The organism is Allorhizocola rhizosphaerae (genome assembly GCF_003426775.1).
In the GTDB taxonomy this organism is placed as follows: Bacteria; Actinomycetota; Actinomycetes; order Mycobacteriales; family Micromonosporaceae; genus Allorhizocola; species Allorhizocola rhizosphaerae.
In genome coordinates, this window is sequence record NZ_QJUG01000113.1 from 1 (window position 1) to 26,785 (window position 26,785).

Sequence of the window (26,785 nt, forward strand, 5' to 3'; positions counted from 1 at the left end):
CTGCTCGCCGCGATGCCCGCAGCCAGGCCCGCGCCGATGGCGAGCCGTTCCGGGCCGGACACGCACCCGGCCGCGACCGCGAGCCCGCCCGCCGCCAGCCCACCGGAAGCGGCGGTCACCAGGACCCAGGCGACGGTCGCGCTCGCCCCGCCGATCCGCTCGTCGGCCAGGAAGATGCCGAGCCCGCCGACAAGTGCGCCGACCGCCGTGAGCAGGTAGCCGCGGCCCCGGAACCGGGGCGCGGCGGCGATCGCGATCGCGAGCATCACCGCGGCGACCGTGGGCAGCAGCAGCCACGTGAGTTCGATTGAGCGATAGCGCAGTGAAGTGAGCGCGGGCAGGCTGAACAGGGGATTGCCGAACCCGGCACCGGCACCGATCGCGACCAGCGCCGCAGGCAAGACCCTATTCAATGGCGTCCCTCCGGCTCCGCGGCACATGCTTGTCGATTCGCTCGGGCAAGCCCTCGCCACCACGGCGTCCCGCCGCTTCGCTACGCGGCGCATGCCTGTCGATTCGCTCGGGCGAGCCCTCGCTCATGCTTCCACTCTAATGTGGACCGGAGCTGGCGCGCACCGTCAAGTGCGGTGGCAGCATGGTGAGCGAGGCGGGCTCGCCACCGTTGAGCTTGGTCATCAGCAGGTCGACGGCCTGGCGGCCCAGCTCCTCGGCCGGGATCTGCACCGAGCTCAGCGCAGGGGAGAACCGCTCGGCGAGCTCGTCGGGGCAGATCGCGACGATGGACGTGTCCCGCGGGAGCGCGGCCTGCACGTGTGCGACCGCAGCCTCGTTGTGCACCACGAAACCGGTGAGCCCGGGATGCTTGAGCAGCAACGCATCCACCGTCGCGCGCACGGTTGCGGCGTCCTCCTCGCACGGCTCGGTGAACGCTACCAGCCCGCGGCGGGCCGCGGCCTCCAGGAACCCGTCGCGGGTGCGGTGGGCGAAGCCGGTGTCGCGTTCGTAAACCACGCGCGGTGCGCCCAGCAGGGCCACCTCGCGGTGCCCGAGGTCGGCCAGATGGTCGACGCAGATCGCGCCGGCCCGGTGGAAGTCCAGGTCAACACACGTGAGTCCGGCGGAGTCGGCCGGGAGTCCAATCAGGACACTCGGCCGGGCGAGCTGGCGCAGGGTCGGTACCCGCGGATCGTCCATCTCGACGTCCATCACGATCAGCCCGTCGACCATCGCACCCGCCGCCACCCGCCGCAACCCGGCCGGTCCCTCGTCGGCGGTCACCAGCAGCACGTCGTGGTGATGCGAGCGGGCAGAGGTCACGACGGCCGTGGCGAACTGCATGAGCACGGGCAGGTGCATGCCCTGGCGCAGCGGCAGCACCAGCGCGATCACGCTGGACCGGTTGCTGGCCAGGGATCGCGCCCCGGCATGCGGGTGAAAGCCCAGCGCCCGGATGCTGGCGTGCACCCGCGCCCGGGTCGAGGCCGAGATCGTCCGCTTGCCACTGAGCACATAGGACACCGTGGAGACCGAGACGCCCGCGTGCCGCGCGACGTCGGCGATCGTGACGACGCCCTTCTTCACCTGAACTCCACCTGCTGCACCTTGACTCCGGGAGCCTCGAAGACAAGGTACAGGTCCACGACGCCCGACTCGAACCGGCCGTCGAGCGGATCCCCGGCCCGCACGACCACGCCGTCGGGCAGGATCGCCTCCGTGCGCCCGGTCAGGTCGGTCAGGCCGAAGCGCAGCCACGCGCCCTTCTCGGTGGACACGACCGCGTCGCCCGCGACCAGCTCCACGCCGAAGCTCTCGTCGAAGTCGATCGCCCGGATCACGTCGCCCGGTCGCGGCCCGATCTCCACCCCGTCCACGGAATGCGTTACGCCGCAACGAATGTCGGTGGCCGAACGGCCGACCATCAGCCGGTGATCGGACTTCTCGACCACGAACCGGCCGGACGTGACGTCCCAGAACGACAGGTCGCCGATGTGCAGCTTGACGGTCGCGGTCTCGCCCGGCTCCAGGCGCACCCGCGCGAAGTCGCGCAACCGGCGCAGCGGCTGCTTGACCCGCGAGCGCAGCTGCCGGGTGTACAGCTGGGCGACCTCCTCGCCCGGCCGGTCACCGACGTTGGTGATCTCGACCGTGACGTGGTCGCCGTCAACGCGCAGGTTGGCGTACTCGAACTCGCCCCAGCTCAGGCCGTGCCCGAACGGGAACAGCGGGGAGCCGAGGTGGTACATGTAGGTGGCGTCGTTGGCGATGATGTCGTAGTCGAAGATGTCGGGCAGCTCGGTGTGGCTGCGATACCACGTCTGCGGCAGCCGCCCGGCCGGTTCGGCCTGCCCGCGCAGCACGCTCGCCATCGCACGGCCCAGCTCCTGCCCGCCGTGGCTCGACCACACGATCGCGGGAACGTGCTGACAAGCCCACTCGATGGCGTAGGGATAGCTGCTGGTGATCACGAGCACGGTACGGGGGTTGGCCGCGTGCACCGCGCGCAGCAGGCGCTCCTGGGCCCGTGGCAACGCCAGGTCCACCCGGTCCTCGGTCTCGCGCCCGTTGACCATCGGATGGTTGCCGAGCACGACCACCGCGACGTCCACTTCGGACGCCAGCGAGGCGGCCTGGGCCGCGCCGTCGTGCAGCAGCTCGACCCGCAGCCGTCCGCCGACGAACGACTTGGAAAACACGTGGTAGAGCCGGGCCCAGCCGTCGCCGGTCTGCACGAGCCGGAACGTCTCGTGCACGTCCCAGGCGTGCGGGCCGGGCGAGTCGGCGAGCAGGACGTCGTCCTTGATCGTGAGGTACTGCCCGGTGCTCACCGAGCGGAAGACCAGCACGTCGTCGCGGCCCCAGTCGAACACGTCGAAACCTTGCGGGTCGACAAGATGCGTGCCGTCCTCCTGGACGAGCGCGATGCGGTCCACGCCCTCGCAGAAGCCCGCGGGCGACAGTCCACTGCGGATGGTGTGCCGGTAGGGCGGGGTCCCGCTGTACCAATCCGTCATCACCTGGTCGGCCAGCGGCCCGATGACCCCGATCCGCCCGCGCAGCGGTAGCACGCCCGCCTCGTTCTTCAGCAGGACGATCGACCGCTGCGCCGCCTCCAGCGCCAGCTCATCGTGGTTTTCGGACTCCACCTCCAGCGGCTGGGCGTCGAACTCGCCCAGGCGCATGCGCAGGGTCAGGGCCCGCCGGACGGCCCGGTCGATGTCCTCTTCGGACAGCAGGCCACGGTCGAAGGCCTCGCGGAACCGGCCGATAGTGATGTGTGCGCGGTCGTCCTGGTCGGTGAAGCTGTCGATGCCCGCGCGCAGGGCGGCGGCGTGGCTGGTGGCGTGATCGGCGAAGTATGCCTGCAGCTCGGGGTCGGCCAGGTTGTTCGGCGCGTAGGCGTCGGAAACGATGAACAGCTCTTGGTCGGTCCACGTGCGCAGATGCTCGTTGATCAGCGGCGAGACGTGTGCCGGTATCCCATTGACAAGGTTGTAAGAGGCCATGACCGCCACGGCCGCTCCGCTTTCGATGGCGGGGCGGTAGGCGGGAAACTCATACTCGTGCAGCACCCGAGGGCTCAGGTTGCTTGAGCTAAGACATCTATCCGTTTCATTGTTGTATCCGAGGAAGTGCTTCAGCGTCGGGGCCGTCTTCAGCCGGTCGGGGTCGTCGCCGCGCAGCCCCTGCGAATACGCCTGGCCCATCTTGCCGGTCAGCCACGGGTCTTCGCTGTATCCCTCCTCGTTGCGCCCCCAGCGAGGGTCACGCAGCGGGTTGACGACCGGCGCCCACACGTTGAGCCCGGCCTCGGGGTGCACCCGCACCTCGTCGCCGGTCGCCTGGCCGACACGCTGCACCAGATCCGGGTCCCAGGTCGCGCCCAGCCCGATCGCCTGCGGGAACACCGTCGCCTCGCCCAGCCAGGCCAGTCCGTGCAGCGCCTCGGTGCCGGTCCGGAAGACGCCGATCCCCAGGCGCTCGATGGGCGCCTGGTGCTGGTGAAGCAGGCCGAGCTTCTCATCGAGGGTGAGCCTCGCCAGCAGGTCGGCCACGCGCTCGGGCACGGGCAGACTTTCGTCACGGAACCGCATGGCAACCCTCCTCCCGGGACGGTGTCGAAGCGCTTCACCTCAGGGCGATTGTCGAAGCGCTTCGACAATGGTTTCCAGAAGGTTTACCCGTTAACACGTGACTGGTCAAGAGTCGGTTTGGTAACGCCCTCATCCTGTTGATCATGAAATTAGGTCCATGTTCGACGCCCTGTCGTGTCCGCAGCCTCATGGTCAACACCCGGCCGTGCGCCCGCGGCGGAAGTCGCGGTCAAAGTAACGGCTTCGTGTCCCGGTAGTAGCGCTCCGCGCCGGGATGCAGCGGCATCGGGAAGGTGGCGATCGCCGACCGGTGGGCGAGATGGCGGGCTTCGGGGTGTTGCGACGCGAGCGCCGGCTTGGCCGCGAACAGCAGCTGGGTCAGGCGATACGCGGTCTGCTCGGGCAGATCGGCCCGCACCACGAGGGCGTTGGGCACGCCGAGCGTGAGCACGGGCGCGTCGAGCCCGGGATACGCGCCCTTGGGAATCGAGCGTAATAAATAGGTGTCCTTGAACGCCCCGCTGAGCCGGGAGAACTCGTCGCCGACCGGCAGCACGCGTATCTTCAACTGCCCGGCCAGGTCGGTGACCGTGGGCGTGGGCAGCCCGCCCAGCACGAAGAACGCGTCGATCTCGCCGGTGCGCAGCGCCGCCGCGGCCTCGGCCGGGGCGAGATCCAGTCCCGTGACCCGGATGGTGTCAAGCATCCGCCGCGCGACCATGCGCAGGCCCGACCCGTCCGGCCCCCACGCGACCCGTCGGTCGGCGAGCCCGCGCAGTGTGGTGATCCCGCTGTCGGCCCGCACGACGACGTGCAGATAGTCCACATAGATCCCGGCGATCGCGGACACCCGGATCACGTTGCGGAACGGGTATTCCGCGCGCAACGCGGCCATGCCGGCGTCGAGCGTGGTGAAACCGACGTCGGCCTCGCGGGAGTCGAGCCGGCGCACGTTTTCCACGGACTCGTCGGTGCGCAGCACGTCGGCCGGGACCGACCAGAGGCGCTGGGCCTCACCGGCGAGCGCCTTTCCCAGGTCGTAATAGACCCCGCCCTCCCGGCCGGCGGCGATGGTGAGCCGGTCCAGCGGCGCGCGTTCGGTGGGTGTGCAACCTCCGGCGAGGACGAGCCCCAGTCCCACTGCGGCCGCGACCGTCCTCATTGGACCGGCTCGGCCCGGGGAAGGCGCAGGCGCGCGTGCAGCCCGTGCGGTGTGGCCGGGGCGAGCTGCAGCACGCCGCCCGATGCCTTGACCAACGCCTGCGCGATGGTGATGCCAAGACCCGACCCCTCCACGTTCTGGTGCGTGGGCGCGCGCCAGAACGGTTCCGCCGCCTGGGTCAGCTGCTCGGCGGGCAGGCCCGGCCCGTTGTCCACCACGTGCACCTCCACCCACCCGGGGGCGTTGCCGATCACCGCCACCAGGACGGTCGCGCCCGCGCCCGCGAACTTCACCGCGTTGCTGATCAGCGCGTCGAGCACCTGGTCGAGCGCCTGATCGGCGGCCCGCACCGGCGCGGTCGCCTCGCCCCGGCGCTCCAACCGCACGCCAGCCTGTTCTGCCGCGGGCTGCCACGCGGCGACGCGGGCGTCGGCGATCGCGGCCGCGTCCTGTGCCCGCAGATCGTCGCCCTCGACCACCTCGGCCAGCGCGTAGGACAGCAGCGCGTCACACATCCCGGCCATCCGCTCGATCTCCTTGGCCAGCAAGGCGTAGTCGTCGGCGCCATCGTCGCGAATGGACGGTGCCAGGTTTTCCAGGGTCAGCCGCAGCGTCGCGAGCGGCGTGCGCAACTGATGGCTCGCATAGGACGCGAACGTGCGCTGCCGGTCGAGCAGCGCGGTGATGTTGCGGGCCATGGTGGTGAACGTGGTGGCGAGCCGGCGCAGCTCCGCCGGTCCGGATTGGACGGTCATGGTGTCGTCGAACCGGCCGCGCGCCAAGGCCTGCGCCGCCTCGTCGAGCTCGTGTACCGGGCGCAGCATCCAGCGCGACAGCGGGACAGACGCGGCCACGCCGAGCGCGAGGGCCAGCACGCTGAGCGCGGCGAGCAGTCCCCACCCCTGCAGGGTCGCCCGGTTGAGCCCGCCGCTCGGGGAGACGGTCACGGCCGCGCCGATGATGCCCGCCTCGCCGCCCACCGGCACGGCCACCACGACCGGATCGCGGTCCCACGGCCAGCGGGTGGAGTCCAGCCCGGTCTGCCGCCCCGACAGGGCCGCGTTGATGCGCTCGTCCACCGGCGGGATCCGCTGTGCGGCGTCGCTGGACGCGAGCACCGCCACGCCCTCGCGGTCGACGATGAGCGCGCAGACGCCGAAGATGCGCTCGTATCGTTCGAGCTCGCCGCGCAGCACCGTGGTGTCCCCGCTGAGCAGGGCCGGCTCGGCCATGGAGGCGAACCGGGCCGTGTCGTCGAGCCGGTCGATGAACATGGTCTTGGCGTTGCCGGTGGCCAGCACCAGCCCCAGCGGCACGCTGAGTCCGATCAGGACGGCGGCGAGCAGGCCAACATAGGTGACGATGAGCCGCCGGCGCACCTATGACCTCGCCACGATGCGGTATCCGACCCCGCGCACCGTCTCGATCTGCGCCGCCGAGCCGATCTTCGAGCGCAGCGAGGTGACGTGCGCGTCGAGCGTGCGCGACGTGCCCTGCCAAGAGGTGTGCCAGACGTCGGTGAACAGGTGCTCCCGCCGCACCACCAGCCCCGGCTCCGACATCAGCCGGGCCAGCAGTGCGAACTCCTTGCGGGTCAACGCCAACGGCTCGCTGCCGATGTGCGCGCTGTGCCGGTCGAGGTCCAGGCGCACCCGGCCGACGGCGCGCACGCCCGCCGGGCGGTTGCGGGCCCGGCGCAGCACCGCCTCGATCCGGGCGAACAGCTCGGCGAACCCGAACGGCTTGACCACGTAGTCATCGGCGCCGCACCGCAATCCGGCCACGCGGTCGGGCTCCCGGCCGCGCGCGGTGAGGATGATGATGCCCACGTCGCTGCGCTGGCGCAGCATCCGGCACACCTCGATCCCATCGCCATCGGGCAGGCCCAGGTCGAGCAGCACCAGATCGCATGTGGGCTCGGGCGGCACGTCTGCCGCGGTCGTCACTAGATCCACGCTGTAGCCGCCCCGGCGCAGGCCCGACGTCAGCGCGGTGGCGAACCGCAGATCGTCCTCGACGAGCAGCACCCGCATGCACCCATGGTCATACATCGAACCGGGCGGAGAAAGGCCGCTACCGCAAATGTTCGTAAAATCCGGTGCTCACACGCGTTGGAGCGAGAAGGCGTTGAGGTACCAGCCGCCGTGGCCGCGGGTCACGCCAAGCCGGATGACGTGCTCACCCGCGGTGAACGTCACCGGCTCGGGCACGCGCACGACGTGCCAGCCGCCGCCCTTGCGGAAGACCGGCGTGTCGAGCGTGCGCCCGCCGACGGTCATGGCGATCCGGGTGTCGGGCGTGTTGTGCAGCGTGGAGACGTAATAGGACACGGCGTATCTGCCGTCGGCTGGGGCGCGGACGCGGTACTCGACAAAGCCTTCAAGAAAGCCGAAATTGCTCTCGCGGGCGTCATGGACGTAGAACCCGTTGCCCGGCGTGGGATCGTACTCGCAGCCACTGGCAAGCCCAAATCCGTCGACACAACGGCTGACATGGGCGACCGAGTGCACGAGTGTCGTCGAGCCCGGCTCTGTCCAGGTCGCGGTCGTGATGGCCCGCTCGGCCTGGATGGTCGCCGATTGGCTCACCACACCGGGCAGCGCTATGGGCGCGGGCGAGAACAGCTCCGGCAGCCGCACCGAGATCATCAGGTGGTCGATCGCGGGCCTGCCGTCGCGTGAGGCTGTCATGCGAGCGGTGGGCACCCACAGCACGCCCGGCGGGCCGAACTCCGCGAGCCGGCTGGTGAGCCTGCCGGACTCGTTGAGCGCCAAAAGCCGGTGCCCGAGATCCACCGGGTTGCCGACCTCGAAGCGCAGCTGCCGGCCGCTTCCGGTCACCCGGAGGGCGAGCAGCGCGCCGTCGCCGAACAGGGCCGCGATCGTGCCGGTCGCCGTGTCCTCGACCAGCTCCACCGGTTCGCCGAGGGCACGCGCCTGGGTCAGGTCATAGTCCGGTGGGCAGGCGCACAGCCGTTTCGCATACACCGCAAGGCTTCCGCTGGGGATGCGGGTGGCCCACAGCCGGCCCGCCTGGTCGTAGAGGGCCGGGCCGAACCCGACCGGCAGCTTCTGGCCGAGCCAGTTGGTGTAGGTCTCGCCGGGCTGCACGGGCGGGGACAGCGCGGTGATGGTGCCCGCGCGGGCGTCGTATTGGAACTCCTGCAACCGTTGTGGCATGCCCACCACGAAGCGCTCGGCGCCGGGCACGCCGGTCGGGTCGGTGTGCACCTGCGTGGGCAGATCGTCCAGCCGGTGCCTGGCCATCACGCGCATCTGCCCGTCGCCGGTCAGCCGCAGCACGCTCACCGAACCGCGCAGCGACGTGACCACGATGTCGCCGGAGCCGGGCAGGCGCGCCAGCCGGTTGGGCGGGTCGGCGCCGATGCCGGACACCGCCCATGCCACCGCCCACCGGCCGTTCACCTTGTGCAGCACGCCAAACCCGGGCCACTCGCCCGCGAACCCGGACGTGTCGGCGACGAACGCGACCGTGCCGCCCGGCAGGGGGAGCAGGTCGGTCACGGTCGGCGCGACGCTCAACCCACCCTCCACAATGGACTGTGTGCCATCCTTGGCGCGCAAGCGGATCGCCTGCATCGTCGGCGCGCCCGGCGCGTAGGCACCGATCACCATCTCGCCCGAGGTGGGCAGCTCGCCGTCGCGGCCGCGGTCGTTGTGGCTCGCGCCCGCCATGAGCACCGATCCGTCCGCGGCAACCACCGACCGGCCCGCGCGCCGCCCAGTCGCGAACGTGAGAACCTCGGTCGGCACCTTTCCGAGCGCCTGCCCGGATGGCAGCGCCTCACCGATCTCGTCGAACCCGCGGGCCTCCCCGTGAACCGTGATGGGAGAACCCTCCGGATACACGGGCTTTTTCAAAGCCGTTCGCTCTGCCGGTACCGGCGAAAAGCTCGCCAAAACCAGCGACCCCACCAGCGCGACACCGCCCAGCCGTCGCCAAATTCGCATCGCCCAGGACCCCCTCCCCGGCGAGAGAATAGACCATCGTCGGTCGACCGGCACAGTTCACCAGGGGGAGTAGGCGCATGACGCCCCGTTTCCGGTCGATCATGAACTCACGTCCATGTTCGACACACCGTCGAACATGACGAAGTTCATGATCACCTGGAGAGGTGGGGGAGGTAGCCGGCGTCGACGTGGTCGAGGATGGTGGCGGCGCCGCCTGTGGCGGCTGCGCCGTGGCCGAGGGTCGAGGCGGCGAGCGTGGCCGTGTGGTCCGGCTCGACGCTGCGCGCCGCGAGCTCCTCGTTTGCCGCGGGCAGCAGCCATGGCGCCAGCGGCACGAAGTATCCGCCGAGCACGACGACCTCCGGGTCGAGCAGGTTGCCCAGGATCGACACGCCGTGCCCAATGGCGCGCCCCGCCTCGGTGAGCGCGTCCAGCGCGGTCTTGTCGCCGGATCGGGCGCGCCGCACCAGCTCCGCCACCTCAGGCTCCAAATCGGACACCTGCCCGGCGTCGGGCATGGCCGCCGCGATCAGGGCGCTGATGCCCGCCGCCGCCTCCAGGCAGCCGCGCCGCCCGCAACCGCACTGCCGGTCGCGCGGGTCGACCGCGAGGTGGCCGATCTCGCCTGGGAATCCGCGGGCGCCGCGGATCAACCGGCCGCCGCTGATGATGCCCGCGCCGATGCCCACCTCTCCCGTTAGATAGACGAGGTTCGCCGTACCAGTAAAGGATCCGTAGCGGGATTCGGCCAGGACCGCCAGATTGGCGTCGTTTTCGACGGTGACCGGATAGTCCGGCTCGCCGAGCGCGCGGGTCACGCTGGCGCGCAGGTCGACGTCGCGCCAGCCGAGGTTGGGCGCGAACCGCACGATGCCGTCGGCGCACACCAGGCCCGGCACGCCGACGGTGAGGCCGAGCACCTTGCGTCCCTCCTTGACCATCCGGCTGACCGCGCGCCGCCCGAGGGCCGCGATGGCGGTGGCGGCCTGATTGGGCGTCGCGTCGAGCCCGGTGAACGAGCGCCGCCACGACAGCAACTGGACGCCCGCCAGATCGATGGCCACGGCGGTCATATAGTCAGCGTTGACTTCCAACCCAATGGCGGCATAGGGCGAGCCGTCAAGCACGAGTTGTGTGGCCGGACGGCCGATGCGGTGCTCGGTGAGGCCTGTCTCGCGCAGCATTCGCCGGTCGATGAGGTCTGCGACTAGGCTCGACACCGTGGCCTTGTTGAGTCCGGTGGCCGCGGCGATGTCGGCTCTGGAGCACGGGGCGTTGGCGCGGGCATAGCGAAGCACCACGGCCAGATTGGTGGCGCGCACGTCGGTGAAATCCGCCGGGCGCGGCCCGTGCTGCATCGTCGTGATCACCCGCACATCATGCCGCATGGTAAGGCTCCCTTGTGAGGACGGTGGCCGTCCGCTAGTTTGTTTATTCGCCAGACGAACTAAATCTAACTCATCTCTCACAGATAACCCAGGGAAGGGAGCAAGCCTTGAAGAGGCGCAATCTTCTGGGGTTGGCAGGCCTGAGCGCCCTTGCGATGGCGGGTTGCACGTCCACCCCGACCAACTCAGGCTCGTCCACCAATGTAAACAAGCTCGACGCAATCCTGCCCAAGTATCAGCCCGTCGACCTCGTCAAGCCCGACATCGTCGTGCCCCCGCCCGCCGCCCCCGGCTTCCTGTCCTATCCTTCCACCTTGGTCGATGCCATCACGACCAAGCCCGGCAAGGGTGGCGCGCCCATCAAGGTGACGACCCTCAACTGGGGCACGACTCCGCCCGGCCTCGGCAAAAACAAGTACCTCGACGCCATTAACGCCGAACTGGGCGTCAACATGGACTTCGCCATCAACGACGGCAACACCTACTCCGACAAGCTGACCGCGATCCTCAGCGCGCGCGACGTCACCGACGTGCTCGTCGTGCCGAGCTGGAACACCAACATCCCGCGCTTCCCCGAGGCGGTCGGCACCCTGTTCGAGGACCTGACCGAGTTCCTCAAGGGCGACGCGGTCCTCAAATACCCGATGCTCGCCTCGTTCCCCAAGGGCGCGTGGCAGCACTGCGTGTGGGGCGGCAAGCTGTCCGCCGTGCCGTTCGTCAGCGACAACCCGTTCGCGTGGGGCCTGTTCTACCGCAAGGACATCTTCGACGCGGCGAAGCTGGCGCCGCCCAAGACCGCCGAGGAGCTCTACCAGCTCGGCAAGGCGCTCACCAAGTCGGACGCCGGGCAGTGGGCGTTCGGCGACATCACCGACTACGTCCAGATGATTTTCAAGGTCCCGGGGTCGGAGGGCGGCTGGCGGGTCGAGGGCGGCAAGGTGGTCAACAAGATCGAGACGCCGGAGTTCATGGCGGCGCTAGAGTTCACCGCCAAGCTGTTCAAGGAGAACATGGTTCACCCCGACCTCGTCGGCGATCCCAACGCCGGCGCGGACCAGCTGTTCAAGAGTGGCAAGATCGCGATCTGGCAGAACGGCCTGGGCGGCTGGCAGAACACTTACCGCGACCAGCTGAAGGTCAACCCGAACTTCAAGATGCTGCCGATGCCGGTGTTCGCCCATGATGGGAGCAAGCCCCTGGTGTGGGGCGCCGACGAGCCCATCTTCTACACGTTCATCAAGAAGGGCCTGGGCAAGGAGCGCACCGAGGAGATTCTTGGCTGCCTCAACTGGTGCGCGGCGCCGTTCGGCACCAAGGAGTGGGAGCTTCGCCAGTACGGTGCGGAGGGCGTTCACTTCACCCGGGGCCCAGACCGCGTGCCGGTCACCAACGACACCTACAACAACGAATACGGCAACCAGTACACGTTCATGAGCGGCCGTCCGGCCGCGATCACCGGTGGCTCCGACACACCCAACTTCGTGCAGGACTACACGACCTGGACGCGCGGGGCGGTCGAGCACATCGAGGCCAACCCGTGGGCGGGCATCAAGTTTGAGGAGCCGACCAAGCTGGCGCAGCTCAACAAGCCCACCCAAGACAAGATCAAGGACGTGGTGCGGGGGCGCCGGCCGCTGTCCGAGTGGAAGTCCATCGTCGAGGACTGGAAGAAGAACGGTGGCGACGAGGGACGCGAGTTCTACGCCAAAGCGCTCAATGCGTAGGAGATTTCGCAGGGACCTGCCGCTGGTGCTGATGACGGCACCGGCGGCCGGTTTTCTGCTGCTGTTTCACTACGTGCCGACGCTGGGCAACTTCATCGCCTTCAAGGACTACAACCCGTTCCTCGGCGACGGGCCGATCGAGGCGATGCTGCTGTCCGACTGGGTCGGGTTCGGCAACTTCCAGCTGCTGTTCGAGGATCCGCTGTTCTGGGACGCCGTCTGGAACACGCTGAGCATCACCGCGTTCCAGATCGTGTTCTACTTCCCGTTGCCGATCGCGCTGGCGATCCTGTTGCACAGCGTCATTTCCAGCCGGCTGCGCGGCCTCATCCAGGGCGTGATCTACCTGCCGCACTTCTTCAGCTGGGTGCTGGTGATCACGTTCTTCCTGATGATGCTCGGCGGTGACGGGCTGTTCTCACACGCGTTGCGCGACATCGGTTTGACCGCGCCGAACATCATGACCAACCCGGACACGTTCATCGCCCTGGTGACCGCCGAGGCGGTGTGGAAGGACGCCGGCTGGGGGACCATCATCTTCCTCGCCGCGCTGTCGGCCATCGACCCGACGCTGTACGAGGCGGCCGCCGCAGACGGGGCGAGCCGGTGGCGAAGGCTGTGGCACATCACGCTTCCGGGCATCCGGCCGGTCATCGTGCTGCTGCTGATCCTGCGCCTGGGCGAGGCGCTCAGCGTCGGCTTCGAGCAGTTCTACCTCCAGCGCGACGCGGTCGGCGCGGGCGCGGCCGAGGTGGTCGACACGTTCGTGTACTGGCAGGGCATCGTGACGCAGAACTACGGATTCGGCGCGGCGGCTGGGCTCTTCAAGGGTGTCATCGGCCTCCTGCTGATCTACACGGCGAACCGGTTGGCGCACCGGTTCGGTGAGCAAGGGGTGTGGAGCAGATGAGCGTACGGCCGGTGTGGGAGGAAAAGCCGACCGTCGTGGGGCAGGCGGGCAAGAGCACGCTGCTGTTCCTGGTCACGGCGGCGGTGATCATCCCGCTGTGGTCGGTGATCGTCACCAGCCTGTCCAGCCGGGAGACCATCGACCGGGCGGGCGGCATGGTGTTCATCCCGCGTGGCATCGACTTCAGCGCATACGAGTCGCTGTTCGCCACCGACCGGGTGACACAGGCGCTGTGGGTGTCGTTCATCGTGACCATTGGCGGGACGGCACTGAGCATCACGCTTACGGTGCTCGCGGCGTATGGGCTGTCCCGGCCCGGCTCGATGTGGCACCGGACGCTGCTGTTCCTGTTCCTGCTCACGTTCCTGTTCGGACCCGGGCTGATCCCGAGCTATCTGCTCGTGACCGGGCTGGGGCTCAAGGACAACCTGCTGTCGCTGATCCTGCCCACGGCCGTCAACGCGTTCAACCTCATCGTGTTGCGGGCGTTCTTCATGAACATCCCGGGCGAGCTCATCGACAGCGCGCGCATCGACGGGGCGGGCGAGTGGCGGGTGCTGTGGCAGATCGTGATTCCGCTGTCGAAGGCGGTCATCGCGGTGGTCGCACTGTTTTATGCCGTCGGGTACTGGAATTCCTTCTTCAATGCCATCCTGTACCTGTCGGACCCCGCGGATCATCCGATCCAGTTGGTGTTGCGCAGCTTTATCCTGCAGGGCCAGGCGCCGCCCGGCGTCTCGCTGCCCGGCACGTCGGTGCCACCGCCCACACTGGCCATCAAGATGGCCGTGGTGGCAGTCACCGTGATCCCGGCGCTGATCGTGTATCCGTTCGTACAGAAGCATTTCACGAAGGCGGTGCTCACCGGGGCGATCAAGGGTTAGGTGATCATGGTGGGCCGGCTAATTGGCAGAACGGTTGCGCCGATGACCGCGCCTGCCGACCCTCGATCGCATCCCTTCGCCGGTCCTGAGATTCTGGCTGCTTTCGATCCGGCCGTGCCGCTCGCGGGTGCGCTGACCCCGCCCGCGAGCTGGTACCGGGATCCGGCGATGGCGCAGTAGGAGAGGCGCGAGGTTTCGAGCGGAGCCGCATCTTCCGCCGAGCATGCGATGAAGGTTACATCCGTTGCGGCGCGTGGATTCCGAGCAGATCGAGCCCGTGCCGCAGCGTGCGTGCGGTCAGGTCGCACAGCACGAGCCGACTTTCCCGCACCGGCGGCGAAGCCCGCAGCACCGGGCAGGCGTCCCAAAACGCGGTGAACGCCACGGCGAGCCCCCGCAGATGGCCGGTCAGCTTGTGCGGCTGGAACTCGTCGGCGACTTCCTGAACCGCGTCGGGGAACGCCAGCAGCTCCAGCGCGAGCGCTCGCTCAGCCGGGTCCACAATGGACGGCGTGCCCGTGAAGCCGCCCGCCTTGCGCAGGATGCTGCACACGCGCGCATGCGTGTACTGCAAATAGCCCGCCGTGTCGCCGGTGAACGCTAGCATCCGGTCCAGGTCGAACACGTAGTCCTTCACCATGTCCGTGGACAGATCGGCATACTTCACCGCGCCGACGCCGACCGCGCGGGCGATTTCGGCCCGCTCCTGCGGATCGAGCTGCGGGCTCTTCTCCGCGACGAGCGCGGCCGCGCGGGAAACTGCCTCGTCGAGCAGCTCGCTCAGCTTGACCGCCCTGCCCGCCCGGGATTTGAGCATCCGCCCGTCTTCACCGAGGATCGAACCGAACGCCACATGCTGCGCCCGCACCGGCCACCGCAGCCAGCCGGCTTCGCCCGCGACGGCGAAAACCATGCGCAGATGCCGGCTCTGCGGCGCGCCGACGACGTACAAAATCAAAGAGCCTTTCAATTCTTTTATCCGGTACCTGATGGCAGCCAGATCGGTGGCGGAGTAACCGAATCCGCCGTCGCGCTTGCGCACGATCATCGGGAACGGCCCGCCGTCGCGGCCGGTGAACCCGGCCGGGAACACGCACTGCGCCCCGTCGGACGGCCGCAGCAGCCCGAGCCCGTCCAACTCGTGCACGACCTCGGCGAGCCGGTCGTTGTAGAAGCTTTCGCCCATGTAGTCGGCTTCGGTCAACAGCACGCCGAGCTTCTCGTTGACCGCCATGAAGTACCGCTGCGACTCCGCGACGAGCACGCGCCACAGCCGCAGCGTTTCGGCGTCGCCGCCCTGCAACAGCACGACCCGCCGGCGGGCCCGGTCGGCGAACGCGGGATCGGAGTCGAACCGCAACCGCGCCGCCTTGTAGAACCCGTCGAGGTCGCCCACGGACAACTCATGTGCCGCAGCGGCTTCACCGATCTCGACCAGCCGTTCCAGCAGCATGCCGAACGGCGTGCCCCAGTCGCCGGTGTGGGAGATGCCCGTGACGTCATGCCCGGCGAACCGCAGCACGCGCACCAGGCAGTCGCCGATAATGGTCGAGCGCAGGTGGCCGACGTGCATTTCCTTGGCGACATTGGGCCCGGAGTAGTCGACGATCACCGGTTCCGGGTCCTGGGTCATGGGCACGCCCAGCCGTTCATCGACCGCCATCGCGGCCACCATCCGGTCCAAGGCATCCGGCAGCACGGTCAGGTTGATGAACCCCGGCCCGGACACCTCGCCCGTGGCCAGGCCCGTCAACTCGGCGGCGGCCAGCACCTCACCGGCCACCTCACGCGCGGGTCGCTGAACCTTCCGGGCCAGCGGCAGCGCGCCATTGGCCTGAAAATCGGCGTGGGCCGAGCGTTGGATCAGCGGATCGACCGGCTCACCGGCCAGCGTGGCGAACGCGGCACCGAGCCGCGCGGACAACAGGTCCCGCAGGGACATGGGAGAGACACCTCTCGATGGCAGGGGAGGACGGACGACACTAGATCTGTCGTCGTCGCCTGCTTATCGGGGTGTGCACGCGCCCACCATAGCAGAATGCTCGGTGTGAGCATCCGAATTGAGGTGGTGGACGACGAACGCTGGCCCGACCTGGTGACTCTTTTCGGGCCGAGCGGGGCATACTCGGGTTGCTGGTGCATGTGGTGGCGGGTGCCGAGCAAGGAGTTCCAGGCCAACGGCAATGCCGGCAACCGTCGGGCGTTGGAGTCGCTGACGAGGTCGGGGGAGCCGGTCGGGTTGCTGGCTTACGCCGATGCCGTGCCCGTGGGGTGGGCCGCGCTTGCGCCGCGCCGTGCCTATGCCCGGATTCTCCGGTCGCCCGCGCTCAAACCCGACCCCGGCGACCCCGGCGACGGGGCGCCCGATGCGGGGGTCTGGTCGGTGCCGTGCCTGTTCATCGACCGCCGTCACCGGGGTCGGGGCGTGGCCACCGCGTTGCTGCAGGCCGCGCCGAAGGTGGCTAGGAAGGCCGGTGCGCGCGTGCTTGAGGCCTATCCGGTCGACACGTCCGGCGAGGATCGCAAGTTTGCCAACGCCGAGCTTTACACCGGCACCGTCTCGCTCATGACCCGGCTCGGCTTCACCGTCCACAAACGACCGCCCACCGGCCGCAGGCTCGTCATGCGCCGCGCACTGTGACTATTCGTCCGCGCTGTTGCGGATGGCCTGCTCGATGCGCAGCATCAGCCCGCCGATGACGAGCACGGCCCCGACGATCAGGCCCGGCACGACCTGATTGTCGCCCCAGTGGTACACCATGATGACGGCACCAATTAGAGCCGCGAGCGCGCCGATTCCCTCCGCCATGGTCTCTCCTCTTTAGCCGGCCTGCGTGGCCCGTAATGCTACGAGAACATCGGCGGTTGTGAAGGGCACCGGATGGCGACCAGCCCGCAACGTGCTGCCGCCCACATCGGCTATCGAGATCGTGGCCGTAGTCGTTACGGTGGGGCCATCAAGGGCTGATCGTGCCGTAATCGAACAACCAGAGGAGTGGGCGTGGAACAGCGTGTGCTCGGCCGGACCGGCCGGCGGGTCGGGGTGGTCGGCCTCGGGGCGTGGCAGTTGGGCGCCGACTGGGGTCAGGTCAGCGAGGCCGATGCGCTCGCGACGCTGTCCGCCGCGGTCGACGCGGGCGTGACGTTCATCGACACCGCTGACGTCTACGGCGACGGGCTCAGCGAGCGGCTGATCGGCAGGTTCCTCAAGTCCCGGCCGGATGCGGGCCTCACCGTGGCGACGAAGATGGGCCGGCGCATCATGCCACAGGAGCCGGGGATCTACTTCCTGGACAACTTCCGCGCGTGGACCGACCGGTCCCGGGCCAACCTCGGCGTCGACGTGCTCGATCTGGTTCAGCTGCACTGCCCGCCGACGGCGGTCTACTCCACCGACTCGGTGTTCGACGCGCTGGACACCCTCGTGGCCGAGCAGCGCATCGCCGCATACGGGGTGAGCGTGGAAACACGGGCCGAGGCGCTGGCGGCGATCGCCCGCCCGGGTGTCGCGAGCGTGCAGCTGATCCTCAACATGCTGCGGCTTGGCCCACTCGACGAGGTCCTGCCCGCCGCCCGGGAGGCCGGCGTGGGCGTCATCGCCCGCGTGCCGCTCGCCAGCGGTCTGCTGTCGGGCAAATACGACGAGCACACCACCTTCCCAGCCGACGATCACCGCAACTACAACCGGCAGGGCGAAGCGTTCGACATCGGCGAGACCTTTTCCGGCGTCGATTTCGCCACGGGCTTGGCGGCCGTGCGGCGGTTGGCGCCGCTCGTGCCGGACGGCGTGTCGATGGCCCAGTTCGCGCTGCGCTGGATCATCGACCAGCCCGGGGTCAGCGTGGTCATCCCCGGCGCACGCAATCCCAAGCAGGCGCAGAGCAATGCCGCCGCGGCGACATCGCCAAGCCTTGCGCCGCAGACCCTTCAGGCTGTGCGCGAGGTCTACGACGACCTCATCGCTGCGCAGGTCGCCAGCCGCTGGTAGGACCGACCGGCCGATGGTGCGTGCACCGGATCGGCCGGTCCGGCGTAGGGATCCGGGCCGGCCGATCGGTGGTGCCGCACAGGGCGGTCAGCCGGCGCGGGCCAGGAAGTGCTGGCGCGCGTCCGCGTAGCGGTCGCGGATGGTGGGGGAGGGGTCTGCCTCGTAATTGTGCAGGCCCTCGATTGTCCACTGTGGAGCTTCGGCGGTGACCGCCCAGGCTGCCTGCCTGGCGGCGCCGTCCGCGACATATTCCGATTCAGGGGGTACCGCCACCGGCCGCGCGAAGACGGCCGGGGCGAGCTGTCGCACGGCCTCCGACTTGGCCCCGCCGCCGACGAGGATCACCCGTTCGACGACGGTGCCCTGCTCGACGAGCGCGTCGAGCCCATCGGCCAGCGCGCACAGCATGCCCTCGACCGCAGCGCGCGCCAGATGCGCGGGCGTGCTGTTGGACAGCGTCAGCCCGTGCAAAGCACCGGAAGCGTGCGGCACGTTGGGCGTGCGCTCGCCCTCCAAGTAGGGAACCATGACGAGCCCATCGCTGTCACCCGCGCTCAACGCCAGCCGCGACAGCTCGTCGAGGCCGACGCCTAGCAGGCGTGCCGCCGCATCGAGCACCCGTGCCGCGTTGAGCGTGCACACCAGCGGCAGGAAGTGCCCGCTGGCGTCGGCGAACCCGGCAACGATCCCGGTCGGGTCGGCCGCCGGTTTGGCCGCGACGCTGAACACCGTGCCGGACGTGCCAATCGACACGATGACATCACCGGGCCGCGCGCCGACACCCAATGCCGCGCCCGCGTTGTCGCCCGCACCCGGACCGATCACCACTCCACCCGGAGTCGTGCCGGCGGGCATGGACGGCCCGAGCACCTTGGGCAGCAACGCCTCCCGGCCGAGCGCCAGGCGCAGCAGGTCGGGCCGGTAGTCGCCGGTCGCGGGCGACCAGTATCCGGTGCCGGACGCGTCGCTGCGATCGGTGGTCAGACTGTCCAGATCGGACAATCCGGTCAGCTTCCACGTGAGCCAGTCGTGCGGCAGGCACACCGCCTCGGTGGCCGCCGCATGCGAAGGCTCGTGCGAGGCGAGCCAGCGTAGCTTGGTGACCGTGAACGAGGCGACCGGCACGCTGCCGATCGCGCCCGCCCAGGCCGAAGGCCCGCCCAGCTCGGTGATGAGCTCGATCGCGGCACCGGCCGAGCGCGTGTCGTTCCACAACAGCGCCGGCCGCACGACCTCACCCGAGCCGTTCAGGCACACCATGCCATGTTGTTGCGCCGCAACGGAAATCGCCGCCACGTCGTCGATCCCGCCCGCATCCGCGAGGGCCGCGGTCAGCGCGTCCCACCACGCCGACGGGGGGCACTCGGTGCCGTCGGGGTGCGCGGCCCGGCCGGACCGGACCAGCGCACCCGTCGCGGCGTCGCGGATGACGACCTTGCAGGACTGGGTCGACGAGTCAACACCCGCGACCAGCATGTCAGCGAGCCCCCATGAGGTGCTCCACCGCCAGCTGGTTGAGCCGCACGAAGCCGCAGCCCCGGGCGCCCGTCGCGTCGGCGTCGAACTTCTCGAACGCCGAGTCGTCGGCCAGCAGATCGGCGATGCTCTCGCCTTCTCCCAGAGTGGTTTGGCGAAGCTCGTCGACCTTTGCCGCGGCCATCGCCGCCTGCACCTCCGGATCGGCCCGATATGCCGCGGCCCGCTCCTTCAGCAAGGTGTACATGCGCATGTTGGCGGCCGCCGACACCCACACGCCCTCGATGTCCTCGGTGCGCGAAGGCTTGTAGTCGAAGTGGCGCGGGCCGTCGTAGCCGCCGGTCTCCAGCAGGTCGACCAGGAAGAACGCGTTGAGCAGGTCGCCGTGCCCGAACACCAGGTCCTGGTCGAACTTGATGCCGCGCTGCCCGTTGAGGTCGATGTGGAACAGCTTGCCGTGCCACAGCGCCTGGGCGATGCCGTGCACGAAGTTGAGCCCCGCCATCTGCTCGTGGCCGACCTCCGGGTTGAGCCCCACACGATCGGAGTGCTCCAGCTCGTTGATGAACGCGATCGCATGCCCGATCGTCGGCAGCAGGATGTCGCCCCGCGGCTCGTTGGGCTTCGGCTCGATCGCGAAGCGGATGTCGTACCCACGCTCGATCACATAGGAGGTGAGCAGGTTGAGCCCCTCCTTGTAGCGCTCAAGCGCGTCACGCACATCCTTGGCACCGTCGTATTCGGTGCCCTCACGCCCGCCCCACAACACGTAGGTGTTGGCCCCCAGTTCGGCAGCCAAGTCCACGTTGCGCAGGACCTTGCGCAGCGCGTAACGCCGCACCGAGCGGTCGTTGGCGGTGAACCCGCCGTCCTTGAACACAGGATGTTGGAACAGGTTTGTCGTGACCATGGGCACGGTCATGCCGGTCTCGGCCAGTGCCGCCTTGAACCGGTCGATGTGGTGCTCCCGCTCGGGCTGTGCCGAGCCGAACGGGATCAGGTCGTCGTCGTGGAACGTGACCCCTGAGGCGCCCAGCTCGTGGAGGCGGTGGACGGTCTCGACGGGGTCAAGGGGTGGGCGCGTGGCGTCTCCGAACGGGTCGCGGGCCTGCCAGCCCACGGTCCAGAGGCCGAAGGTGAACTGCGTCATTCTTGCTCCGTAAAGGTCAGCAGGCCGTCCGCGGTGGACGGTCTGGTCGGCCTGCCGTTGATGGTCACCTCGGCCGGCGGGATCACCCCGGCCATGGGAGCGAAGGCGACCGCTGTGACGCGGGCAGGGCCGGTCACCTCAACGTGCAGCCTGTCCCCGACGCGGCGGGCGAGCACGGATGACGTGCCGTGATCATCGCGGATCTCGCATTCGCCGCCGTCGAAGCTCAACAGGGTTATGCTCTCCCACGGCCCGTCCGGGATGCGCTCGCCGGGCCGGGTCGTGGGGATGACGGCTCCGTGCCGGGCGAACAGCGGAACCTCTTGTGTGGCAGCGGAAATCATGGCTGGCCCGGTGTGGACCGCGCCGGTCCACCAGTCGACCCAGTCACCCGCCGGCAGGTAGACGTCCCGGCGCCCCTCGGCGGTGATGGCCGGTGCGACCAGCAGCGACGGGCCGAACATGTATTGGTGCTCGGCGCGCCATGCCAGCGGGTCGCCCGGGAAGTCGACCATCATGGCGCGCATCATAGGCTCGCCGCTGACGGCGGAGGCCTTCGCCACCGAATAGATATAGGGCAGCAACCGATAACGCAGGCGCAGAGCCTCAATTACGTGAGCTTCCACGTTCGGGAACTTCCACGGTTCCCGGGTGGTCGTGCCGTGGAAGCGCAGCAGCGGAGACAGCGCCCCGAACCGGCTCCACTGCAAAAACAAATCATCCGATGGGGTACCGCAAAAGCCGCCCGTGTCATGCGACCAGTACGGCACTCCGGACAGGCCGTGCGCCAGCCCGCCGTTCATCGAGGTGGCCAGGGCCGGATAGGTGCACATGGTGTCGCCGCCCCACTGGGCGGCGTGCCGCTGCCCACCCAGATAGGACGAGCGTGCCCAGACCGTCGAGTGCCCGTGCACCTCCTGCGTGACCGCGCTGACCGCGTCGTTGAACAGCAACGAGTACACGTTGTGCAGCTCGGTGCCGGTCATCCCGTTGAACGCGCGGGCGTCCGCCGGTACCCCCTCGGCAAAATCGGTTTTAAAAACATCTATTCCTTGTACGGCGAGGGGCCGCAGCAGCCCTTGGAACCACTCGGTCGCGGCCGGGTTGGTGAAGTCCACGATCCCGCAAGCGGGGAAGCTGCCATGCCACGAGTCGGCGACGTAGGGCGAGCCGTCGGCCCGCGTGAGCAGGAATCCGCGCTCGGCGGCCTCGGTGAACCGGTCGGACTGCACGCTGATGTAGGAGTTCATCCACGCGCAGACGCGGAAGCCCATGTCGTGCAGCTCCTCCAGCATCGCGGTGGGGTCGGGGAACGCCTTGGTGTCCCAGCGCAACTCGGACCAGCGCCCGTCGGGCTGCCAGTAGGTGTCCAGGTGCAGCACGTCGCACGGGATGCCGTGCTCGCGGATGGTGCGCGCCCGCTCAAGCACCGCCTCCTGGCTGTCGCGGAAGAACCCGGACGAGATCCACGACCCGAACGCCCACTTCGGCGGGCAGACCGGATGGCCGGTCAGCCGGTCGTAACGCTCCAGCACGTCGGCCGGAGTCGGCCCACAAACGACGTAGTAATCGAGCACGTCGTCGGGCACGACGATCTGCAGGGCACTCTGCGTCGAGGCCCCGAAGTCCAGCTCGACCGGCATGCCGGAATCGATCACGAGCCCGTAACCCTTGCTGGACTGGAAGAACGGCACGTTCTTGTAGGCCCGGTCGCCCTCGCTGCCGAACGCGTCGAAGTTCCAGATCACCGGGCGCTGCCCGCGCAGGTTGAGCGGCAGGAACCGCTCGCCCGTGCCGACGACGACCTCGTCTGGCGCGAGGGTGAAGCTGTCGTGGTAGGCCACGATCTCGCCGTCGACGATGGAGCACCCGAACGGCAGCGTGCGCATGCGCCCCGAGATGTCGACCAGCCCCGGCTCGGTGGCGAGCAGGGTCCGCCCGGCGCTGGAAAACCTAATGCCCCATGGATCGAGGGTGATCTCCGCGGTCAGCGGTCCGGATGTGATCGTCACCACGTTGTCGGAGGTCGTGATGCTCGCGGCGGCCGACAGGTCGGGCCGGGTGAGCGGGAGCACGCGGGCCGAGCGGCTGCGCGCGGCCGGGTCGTTGGACAGCCGGACGCGGATGATGCCCTCGCCTGCGGCCGACACCTGCGCATAGAGCGTGGTGCTCGCGGTCGTGATCGCCTTGAGCGTGACCCCGCCCGGCTCGGTGGCGGTGAGCTCGGCATTTGCCACGGACTCGGGGCCCGGGTCGCCGTGTGCCCGGCGGGGGAGCTCGGGCGGATCGGCGACAAAGTATTCATGGGCCACCAACGGGGGGCGGAACGGCATTTACTGCTCCTTGACACAAGCCGGACTGGGCGTCTTTAGTTTTCCGTGTAGCCAAACAAACGTCAACGGGTGGGGTTGGATGGGGTACTGGTTCGGCGGCGACTACAACCCGCGATCACAGGACGAGGTGATCGCGGATCTTCCGTTGATGCGTGAGCTTGGGATCAACATGCTCACCATCGGCGTGTTCTCTTGGTCGCGGATTCAGCCTGCCCCGGATCGGTGGGAGTTCGGCTGGCTCGACCAGCTGATTGGCACATTGCGTGACGCGAAGATCGGCGTGTGCCTGGCCACACCCACCGCGTCGCCGCCGCCCTGGTTCACCCTGGCCCACCCGGAAGCGATGCCGCAGACGCGCGAGGGCGTGCGTCTCACGCACGGCTCGCGGGACACCTACTGCGTCAATTCGGCCGCCTATCGAAGCGCTTCGCATGAGATGGCCTCGCAGTTGGCCGCGCGCTATGGATCGTCAGTCGACCTGTGGCACGTGCACAACGAGTACGGCACGTGGTGCTTCTGCGACAACTGCGCGGTGGCGTTCAGACAGTGGCTGCGTGAGCGTTATGGATCGCTGGGCACGCTGAACGAGGCGTGGTGCACGGACTTCTGGAGCCAGCAGTACGGGCAGTGGGAGGAGATCCTGCCCCCGCGGGCCACGCAGTATCTGCGCAATCCGTCCCAGGAGATGGACTATCGCCGGTTCCTGTCGGACTCTTTGCTGAACGCTTTCGTGGAACAGCGCGATGCCATCAAGGCCGTGTCGAGCGCGCCGGTCACCACCAACTTCGTGCTGGGTGGGTGGGTTCCGGTCGACCACGCCCGCTGGGCGAGCGAGGTCGACCTCGTGGCGATCGACCATTACCCCGACTTCAACGGGCCGTTCCTGCAGGAGGCCGCGTTCGCGGCTGCGGCGGCTCGCGGCTGGGCCGGCGGCCGGCGCTGGCTGCTCATGGAACATCCGCCAACCAAGCACATGCTGCCGTTGGCGATGACGCACATCGAGCGCGGCTCCCTGGGCGCGCTTTTCTTCCAGTGGCGGGCCAACCCGGGCGGGGCCGAACAGTGGCACCCGGCCCTGGTGCCGAATCACTATGAGCAGGCGCTGGAGTTGGGCGCACGGCTACGCCACCTTTCCGAGCAGCGGCAGGCCTCGGACCAGCCCGCGCAGACCTTGCACGGCTATAGGAGGGGCGGCTGTGAGCGCGAAGCTCCGGTTCGCTCCGCGGCCGAGCCCTACCGCGCCACAACCACGGCTTCGCCTGAAGAAACCTCAACCCACTGGAGGCACACGGAGCTTGATTCCGCCGAGATCGCGGTCTGGTACGACGAGGAATGCTTCTGGGCGCTGCAGGCCACGTCGCACCTTCCGGTAGATCTCGACTATCAGGCGACGGTGCAACAATGCCACGCCGTGCTGGAGCGTCACGGCTACGCGGTGGACGTGACGCCGCCGGCATTGTTCACCAAGGGCGCGTGCCCGCCCTATCGCCTGGTAGTAGTGCCCGCCGCTTATCTGCTGTCGGAGGACTCGCTCGGTGCGCTGCGGGACTTCGAGGCGAGCGGCGGGCACTGCGTCTTCCTCGGCCCGTGCGGGGTCGTGGACGAGCACCTGCGCGTGCGCGACACCGCGCCGCAGTGGGAAATCGACGACCTTGAGGGCACGCTGCTGCGGGCCGCAGAGAAGGTGCTCGCCGGCGACTAGTCCCACTGCCGGGTCGATCGGGCTCGATGCTTGACAGGTGTGGAGTGAGCGTTAACACTAGCGAAACGGGCGCGGTCCACGATCACCGGCTAGATCGTTAGCAGTCATGTTAACGCAAACATCGAATACTTGCGATGCCCCCCGTCGCACAGGTGCCAGCCGCCCCGGCCATACCGTCCCCTCCAAGGAGAGTCCGCACCATGTCGAGAGCCTTTGCCAGGGTGGCCGCGCTGCTCGGCGCCGCCTGCCTGCTGTCCGCATCCCTTTCGGTGGCCACGCCGAGGGAGGCGGCCGCGCTTGACCCCTTCACCGGGTACCTGATGGCCCACTTCACCGGCGAATCGGCCACCGGTGAACAGATCTACCTGGCCCACAGCCGCGACGGTCTGCGTTGGACCGACCTGAACAGCGGGGCACCTGTCCTCGTCTCCACGCTTGGCACGCGCGGTGTGCGCGATCCCGCGCTGGTGCGCTCGCCGGCCGGCGACCGCTACTGGATCATCGCGACCGACCTGCGCATCGCCAGTGGTACCTCATGGAGCGACGCCGCCAATCGGGGAAGCAAGTCACTTGTCGTGTGGGAGTCGCGCGACCTGGTGAACTGGTCGGCACCATGGCTGATGAACGTCGCCGGCGGCATCTCCGGCGCGGGCAACGCTTGGGCGCCGGAGGCGATCTGGAACCCCGCGACCAACGACTACGTCGTGTACTGGGCGACGAACTCCGCCCGCAACGGCGTGACAAAGCATCGCATCTGGTACGTGCGCACCAGCGACTTCCGCTCGTTCACCGCGCCGCAGCTGTTCATCGAGCGCGGTGGCAGCCAGGGCATCATCGACACGCAGATCATTGAAGTGCCTAACAGCGTCGGGGGGTACCGGTATTACCGCGCGTCGGCCGACGGGCACATCACCATCGAGGCCAGCAACTCGGTCCTCGGCTCGTGGACAAACCTCGGCAACCTGTCGCACATGGGCATCTCCAACGGCACCGGCGGCGGCAACGTGGTCGAGGGTCCGATGTGGGCGCAGTTCAACGGGCGCAACGAGTGGAATTTGTGGCTCGACCAGTTCGCCACCGGCCGCGGCTACATGCCCATCAGCTCGACCAACCTTGGCAGCGTGCAAAACTTCCGGACGCGCACCGACTACTCCATGGGCGGCACCCGCAAGCGCCACGGTTCGATCCTCAACCTGACCGCCGCTGAGGAGAGCCGCGTGCTGGCGCGCTGGGGCAACAGCACGCCGATCAACCGTATCCAGTCGTACAACTTCCAGGACCGCTATGTGCGGCACTACGACTATGACGTGCGCATCGACCCCAACGTCAGCCCATTGCAGGACTCCCAGTTCCGGGTGATGCCCGGCCTGGCCAACGGCTCCGGCTACGTGTCGTTCCAGTCGGTCAACTTCCCGGGCTATTACCTGCGCCACCACAATTACGACTTCGTGCTGGCGGCCAACGACGGCACGTCGACGTTCGCGGCCGACGCCACCTTCCGGCAGGTCGCGGGATTGGCGAGTTCGAGTTGGGCCTCTTTCCAGTCGTACAACTTCCCCGACAGATACATCAGGCACTACGCGTATGCGCTCCGGCTCGACCCGATCACGGACGCGCAGGGGCGCAGTGACGCCACCTTCCGCATAACCTCATGACGCGCGACGTGTCTTAGCGGGCAGGCTGCCGGGTGCGTGGAGGTTCACCCACAGGGCGAGTTCGTCGTAGGCGTTGCGCGCGACGGCGTAGTAAGCACCCGGCACGCGACCGCCCAGCCCGGGGCCGTTGCCGCACAAGGCATCGGTCCCGGCGCCGGAGGACATGACCAACACCAGCCAGGCGCGGCGTGCCGGACCGTCCGGGGGCGGGCCAGTCGCTCGGCGTCGGCAACGGCCCGTTGGGCGACCCGGCAGCGGTTGGCATGCACCTGCGGCGCTCAGCCGGTTGCCGTGGCGTCCGGCTGCGGATCGGTCGGCGGAGGCGTGGTCGCGGGCAGGCGTGCCAGGCGCGACACCACCGCGTCGGCCAGCGCCTCGGCGGCCGGGCCG

The 26,785-nt window shown here is 68.7% G+C and carries 21 protein-coding genes; 8 read left to right on the plus strand and 13 right to left on the minus strand.

Features of this window, described 5'->3' with window-relative positions; translation table 11 throughout:
• The 8 genes from DM816_RS23545 to DM816_RS23580 all read right to left on the minus strand — a co-directional run.
• On the minus strand, nucleotides 1-401 hold a 401-nt coding region (locus tag DM816_RS23545; protein ID WP_211588826.1), incomplete at its 3' end, for a hypothetical protein.
• Nucleotides 402-549: 148 nt separating this feature from the next.
• Complete coding sequence (locus tag DM816_RS23550; RefSeq protein WP_117212576.1) at nucleotides 550-1,542, minus strand: LacI family DNA-binding transcriptional regulator; 993 nt, start codon at nucleotides 1,540-1,542, stop codon at nucleotides 550-552.
• Nucleotides 1,539-4,052, minus strand: a complete 2,514-nt coding sequence (locus tag DM816_RS23555; RefSeq protein ID WP_117212577.1) for a beta-glucosidase family protein — start codon at nucleotides 4,050-4,052, stop codon at nucleotides 1,539-1,541. Before DM816_RS23555 ends, DM816_RS23550 begins: the two co-directional genes overlap by 4 nt.
• Nucleotides 4,053-4,281: 229 nt before the next feature.
• Entirely contained in the window at nucleotides 4,282-5,214 is a 933-nt protein-coding gene (locus DM816_RS23560) for a TAXI family TRAP transporter solute-binding subunit (protein ID WP_117212578.1), read from the minus strand.
• Complete coding sequence (locus DM816_RS23565) at nucleotides 5,211-6,593, minus strand: sensor histidine kinase (protein WP_117212579.1); 1,383 nt, start codon at nucleotides 6,591-6,593, stop codon at nucleotides 5,211-5,213. The genes DM816_RS23560 and DM816_RS23565 overlap by 4 nt, the downstream gene beginning before the upstream one ends.
• Nucleotides 6,594-7,247 carry a response regulator transcription factor gene (locus DM816_RS23570; RefSeq protein WP_117212580.1) on the minus strand — a complete coding sequence of 218 codons (654 nt, stop codon included), beginning with the start codon at nucleotides 7,245-7,247 and terminating at the stop codon, nucleotides 6,594-6,596. It lies immediately after the preceding gene.
• Between the two features lie 69 nt (nucleotides 7,248-7,316).
• Nucleotides 7,317-9,185, minus strand: coding sequence for a carbohydrate-binding protein (locus tag DM816_RS23575; protein WP_162907754.1), 1,869 nt, complete (start codon nucleotides 9,183-9,185; stop codon nucleotides 7,317-7,319).
• A gap of 152 nt (nucleotides 9,186-9,337) precedes the next feature.
• The gene (locus tag DM816_RS23580; protein WP_170318862.1) at nucleotides 9,338-10,573 is read right to left on the minus strand and encodes an ROK family transcriptional regulator; all 1,236 of its coding nucleotides are present in this window, start codon (nucleotides 10,571-10,573) and stop codon (nucleotides 9,338-9,340) included.
• A gap of 107 nt (nucleotides 10,574-10,680) precedes the next feature.
• On the opposite strand from DM816_RS23580, the gene DM816_RS23585 reads away from it, so the two are divergent.
• Genes DM816_RS23585 through DM816_RS23600 form a run of 4 tightly spaced genes read left to right on the plus strand, consistent with a single transcriptional unit; the run spans nucleotide 10,681 to nucleotide 14,271 of the window.
• Nucleotides 10,681-12,297, plus strand: a complete 1,617-nt coding sequence (locus tag DM816_RS23585; RefSeq protein WP_246002161.1) for an extracellular solute-binding protein — start codon at nucleotides 10,681-10,683, stop codon at nucleotides 12,295-12,297.
• Complete coding sequence (locus tag DM816_RS23590) at nucleotides 12,290-13,207, plus strand: ABC transporter permease (RefSeq protein ID WP_117212583.1); 918 nt, start codon at nucleotides 12,290-12,292, stop codon at nucleotides 13,205-13,207. The genes DM816_RS23585 and DM816_RS23590 overlap by 8 nt, the downstream gene beginning before the upstream one ends.
• On the plus strand, nucleotides 13,204-14,091 hold the full coding sequence (locus DM816_RS23595; RefSeq protein WP_117212584.1) for a carbohydrate ABC transporter permease: 888 nt from the start codon (nucleotides 13,204-13,206) through the stop codon (nucleotides 14,089-14,091). The genes DM816_RS23590 and DM816_RS23595 overlap by 4 nt, the downstream gene beginning before the upstream one ends.
• 42 nt (nucleotides 14,092-14,133) lie before the next feature.
• The gene (locus DM816_RS23600; RefSeq protein ID WP_162907755.1) at nucleotides 14,134-14,271 is read left to right on the plus strand and encodes a hypothetical protein; all 138 of its coding nucleotides are present in this window, start codon (nucleotides 14,134-14,136) and stop codon (nucleotides 14,269-14,271) included.
• Nucleotides 14,272-14,326: 55 nt separating this feature from the next.
• Here the strand turns inward: DM816_RS23600 and argS are convergent, their stop codons facing one another.
• Nucleotides 14,327-16,033, minus strand: coding sequence for an arginine--tRNA ligase (argS, locus tag DM816_RS23605; RefSeq protein WP_117212586.1), 1,707 nt, complete (start codon nucleotides 16,031-16,033; stop codon nucleotides 14,327-14,329).
• A 105-nt stretch (nucleotides 16,034-16,138) separates the two neighbouring features.
• Between argS and DM816_RS23610 the strand changes: the two genes are divergently transcribed.
• Nucleotides 16,139-16,732, plus strand: coding sequence for a GNAT family N-acetyltransferase (locus DM816_RS23610; protein ID WP_162907756.1), 594 nt, complete (start codon nucleotides 16,139-16,141; stop codon nucleotides 16,730-16,732).
• Here DM816_RS23610 and DM816_RS42825 read toward each other — a convergent pair whose 3' ends face one another.
• Complete coding sequence (locus DM816_RS42825) at nucleotides 16,733-16,900, minus strand: hypothetical protein (protein ID WP_162907757.1); 168 nt, start codon at nucleotides 16,898-16,900, stop codon at nucleotides 16,733-16,735.
• A 192-nt stretch (nucleotides 16,901-17,092) separates the two neighbouring features.
• On the opposite strand from DM816_RS42825, the gene DM816_RS23615 reads away from it, so the two are divergent.
• Complete coding sequence (locus DM816_RS23615) at nucleotides 17,093-18,079, plus strand: aldo/keto reductase (RefSeq protein WP_117212593.1); 987 nt, start codon at nucleotides 17,093-17,095, stop codon at nucleotides 18,077-18,079.
• Between the two features lie 87 nt (nucleotides 18,080-18,166).
• On the opposite strand, the gene xylB is transcribed toward DM816_RS23615, so the two are convergent.
• The 3 genes from xylB to DM816_RS23630 are packed head-to-tail and all read right to left on the minus strand — an operon-like array spanning nucleotide 18,167 to nucleotide 23,038.
• Nucleotides 18,167-19,555 (minus strand): xylulokinase, encoded by a 1,389-nt coding sequence (gene xylB, locus DM816_RS23620; RefSeq protein ID WP_117212588.1) that lies wholly within the window; start codon nucleotides 19,553-19,555, stop codon nucleotides 18,167-18,169.
• Nucleotide 19,556: 1 nt separating this feature from the next.
• Complete coding sequence (gene xylA / locus DM816_RS23625; protein ID WP_117212589.1) at nucleotides 19,557-20,705, minus strand: xylose isomerase; 1,149 nt, start codon at nucleotides 20,703-20,705, stop codon at nucleotides 19,557-19,559.
• The gene (locus DM816_RS23630; RefSeq protein ID WP_117212590.1) at nucleotides 20,702-23,038 is read right to left on the minus strand and encodes a TIM-barrel domain-containing protein; all 2,337 of its coding nucleotides are present in this window, start codon (nucleotides 23,036-23,038) and stop codon (nucleotides 20,702-20,704) included. The genes xylA and DM816_RS23630 overlap by 4 nt, the downstream gene beginning before the upstream one ends.
• 79 nt (nucleotides 23,039-23,117) lie before the next feature.
• On the opposite strand from DM816_RS23630, the gene DM816_RS42830 reads away from it, so the two are divergent.
• Nucleotides 23,118-24,740: a beta-galactosidase gene (locus tag DM816_RS42830; protein ID WP_162907758.1), complete on the plus strand. Its 1,623-nt coding sequence runs from the start codon at nucleotides 23,118-23,120 to the stop codon at nucleotides 24,738-24,740.
• A 200-nt stretch (nucleotides 24,741-24,940) separates the two neighbouring features.
• On the plus strand, nucleotides 24,941-26,395 hold the full coding sequence (locus DM816_RS23640; RefSeq protein WP_117212591.1) for a glycoside hydrolase family 43 protein: 1,455 nt from the start codon (nucleotides 24,941-24,943) through the stop codon (nucleotides 26,393-26,395).
• The last annotated feature ends 390 nt before the right edge of the window (nucleotides 26,396-26,785 follow it).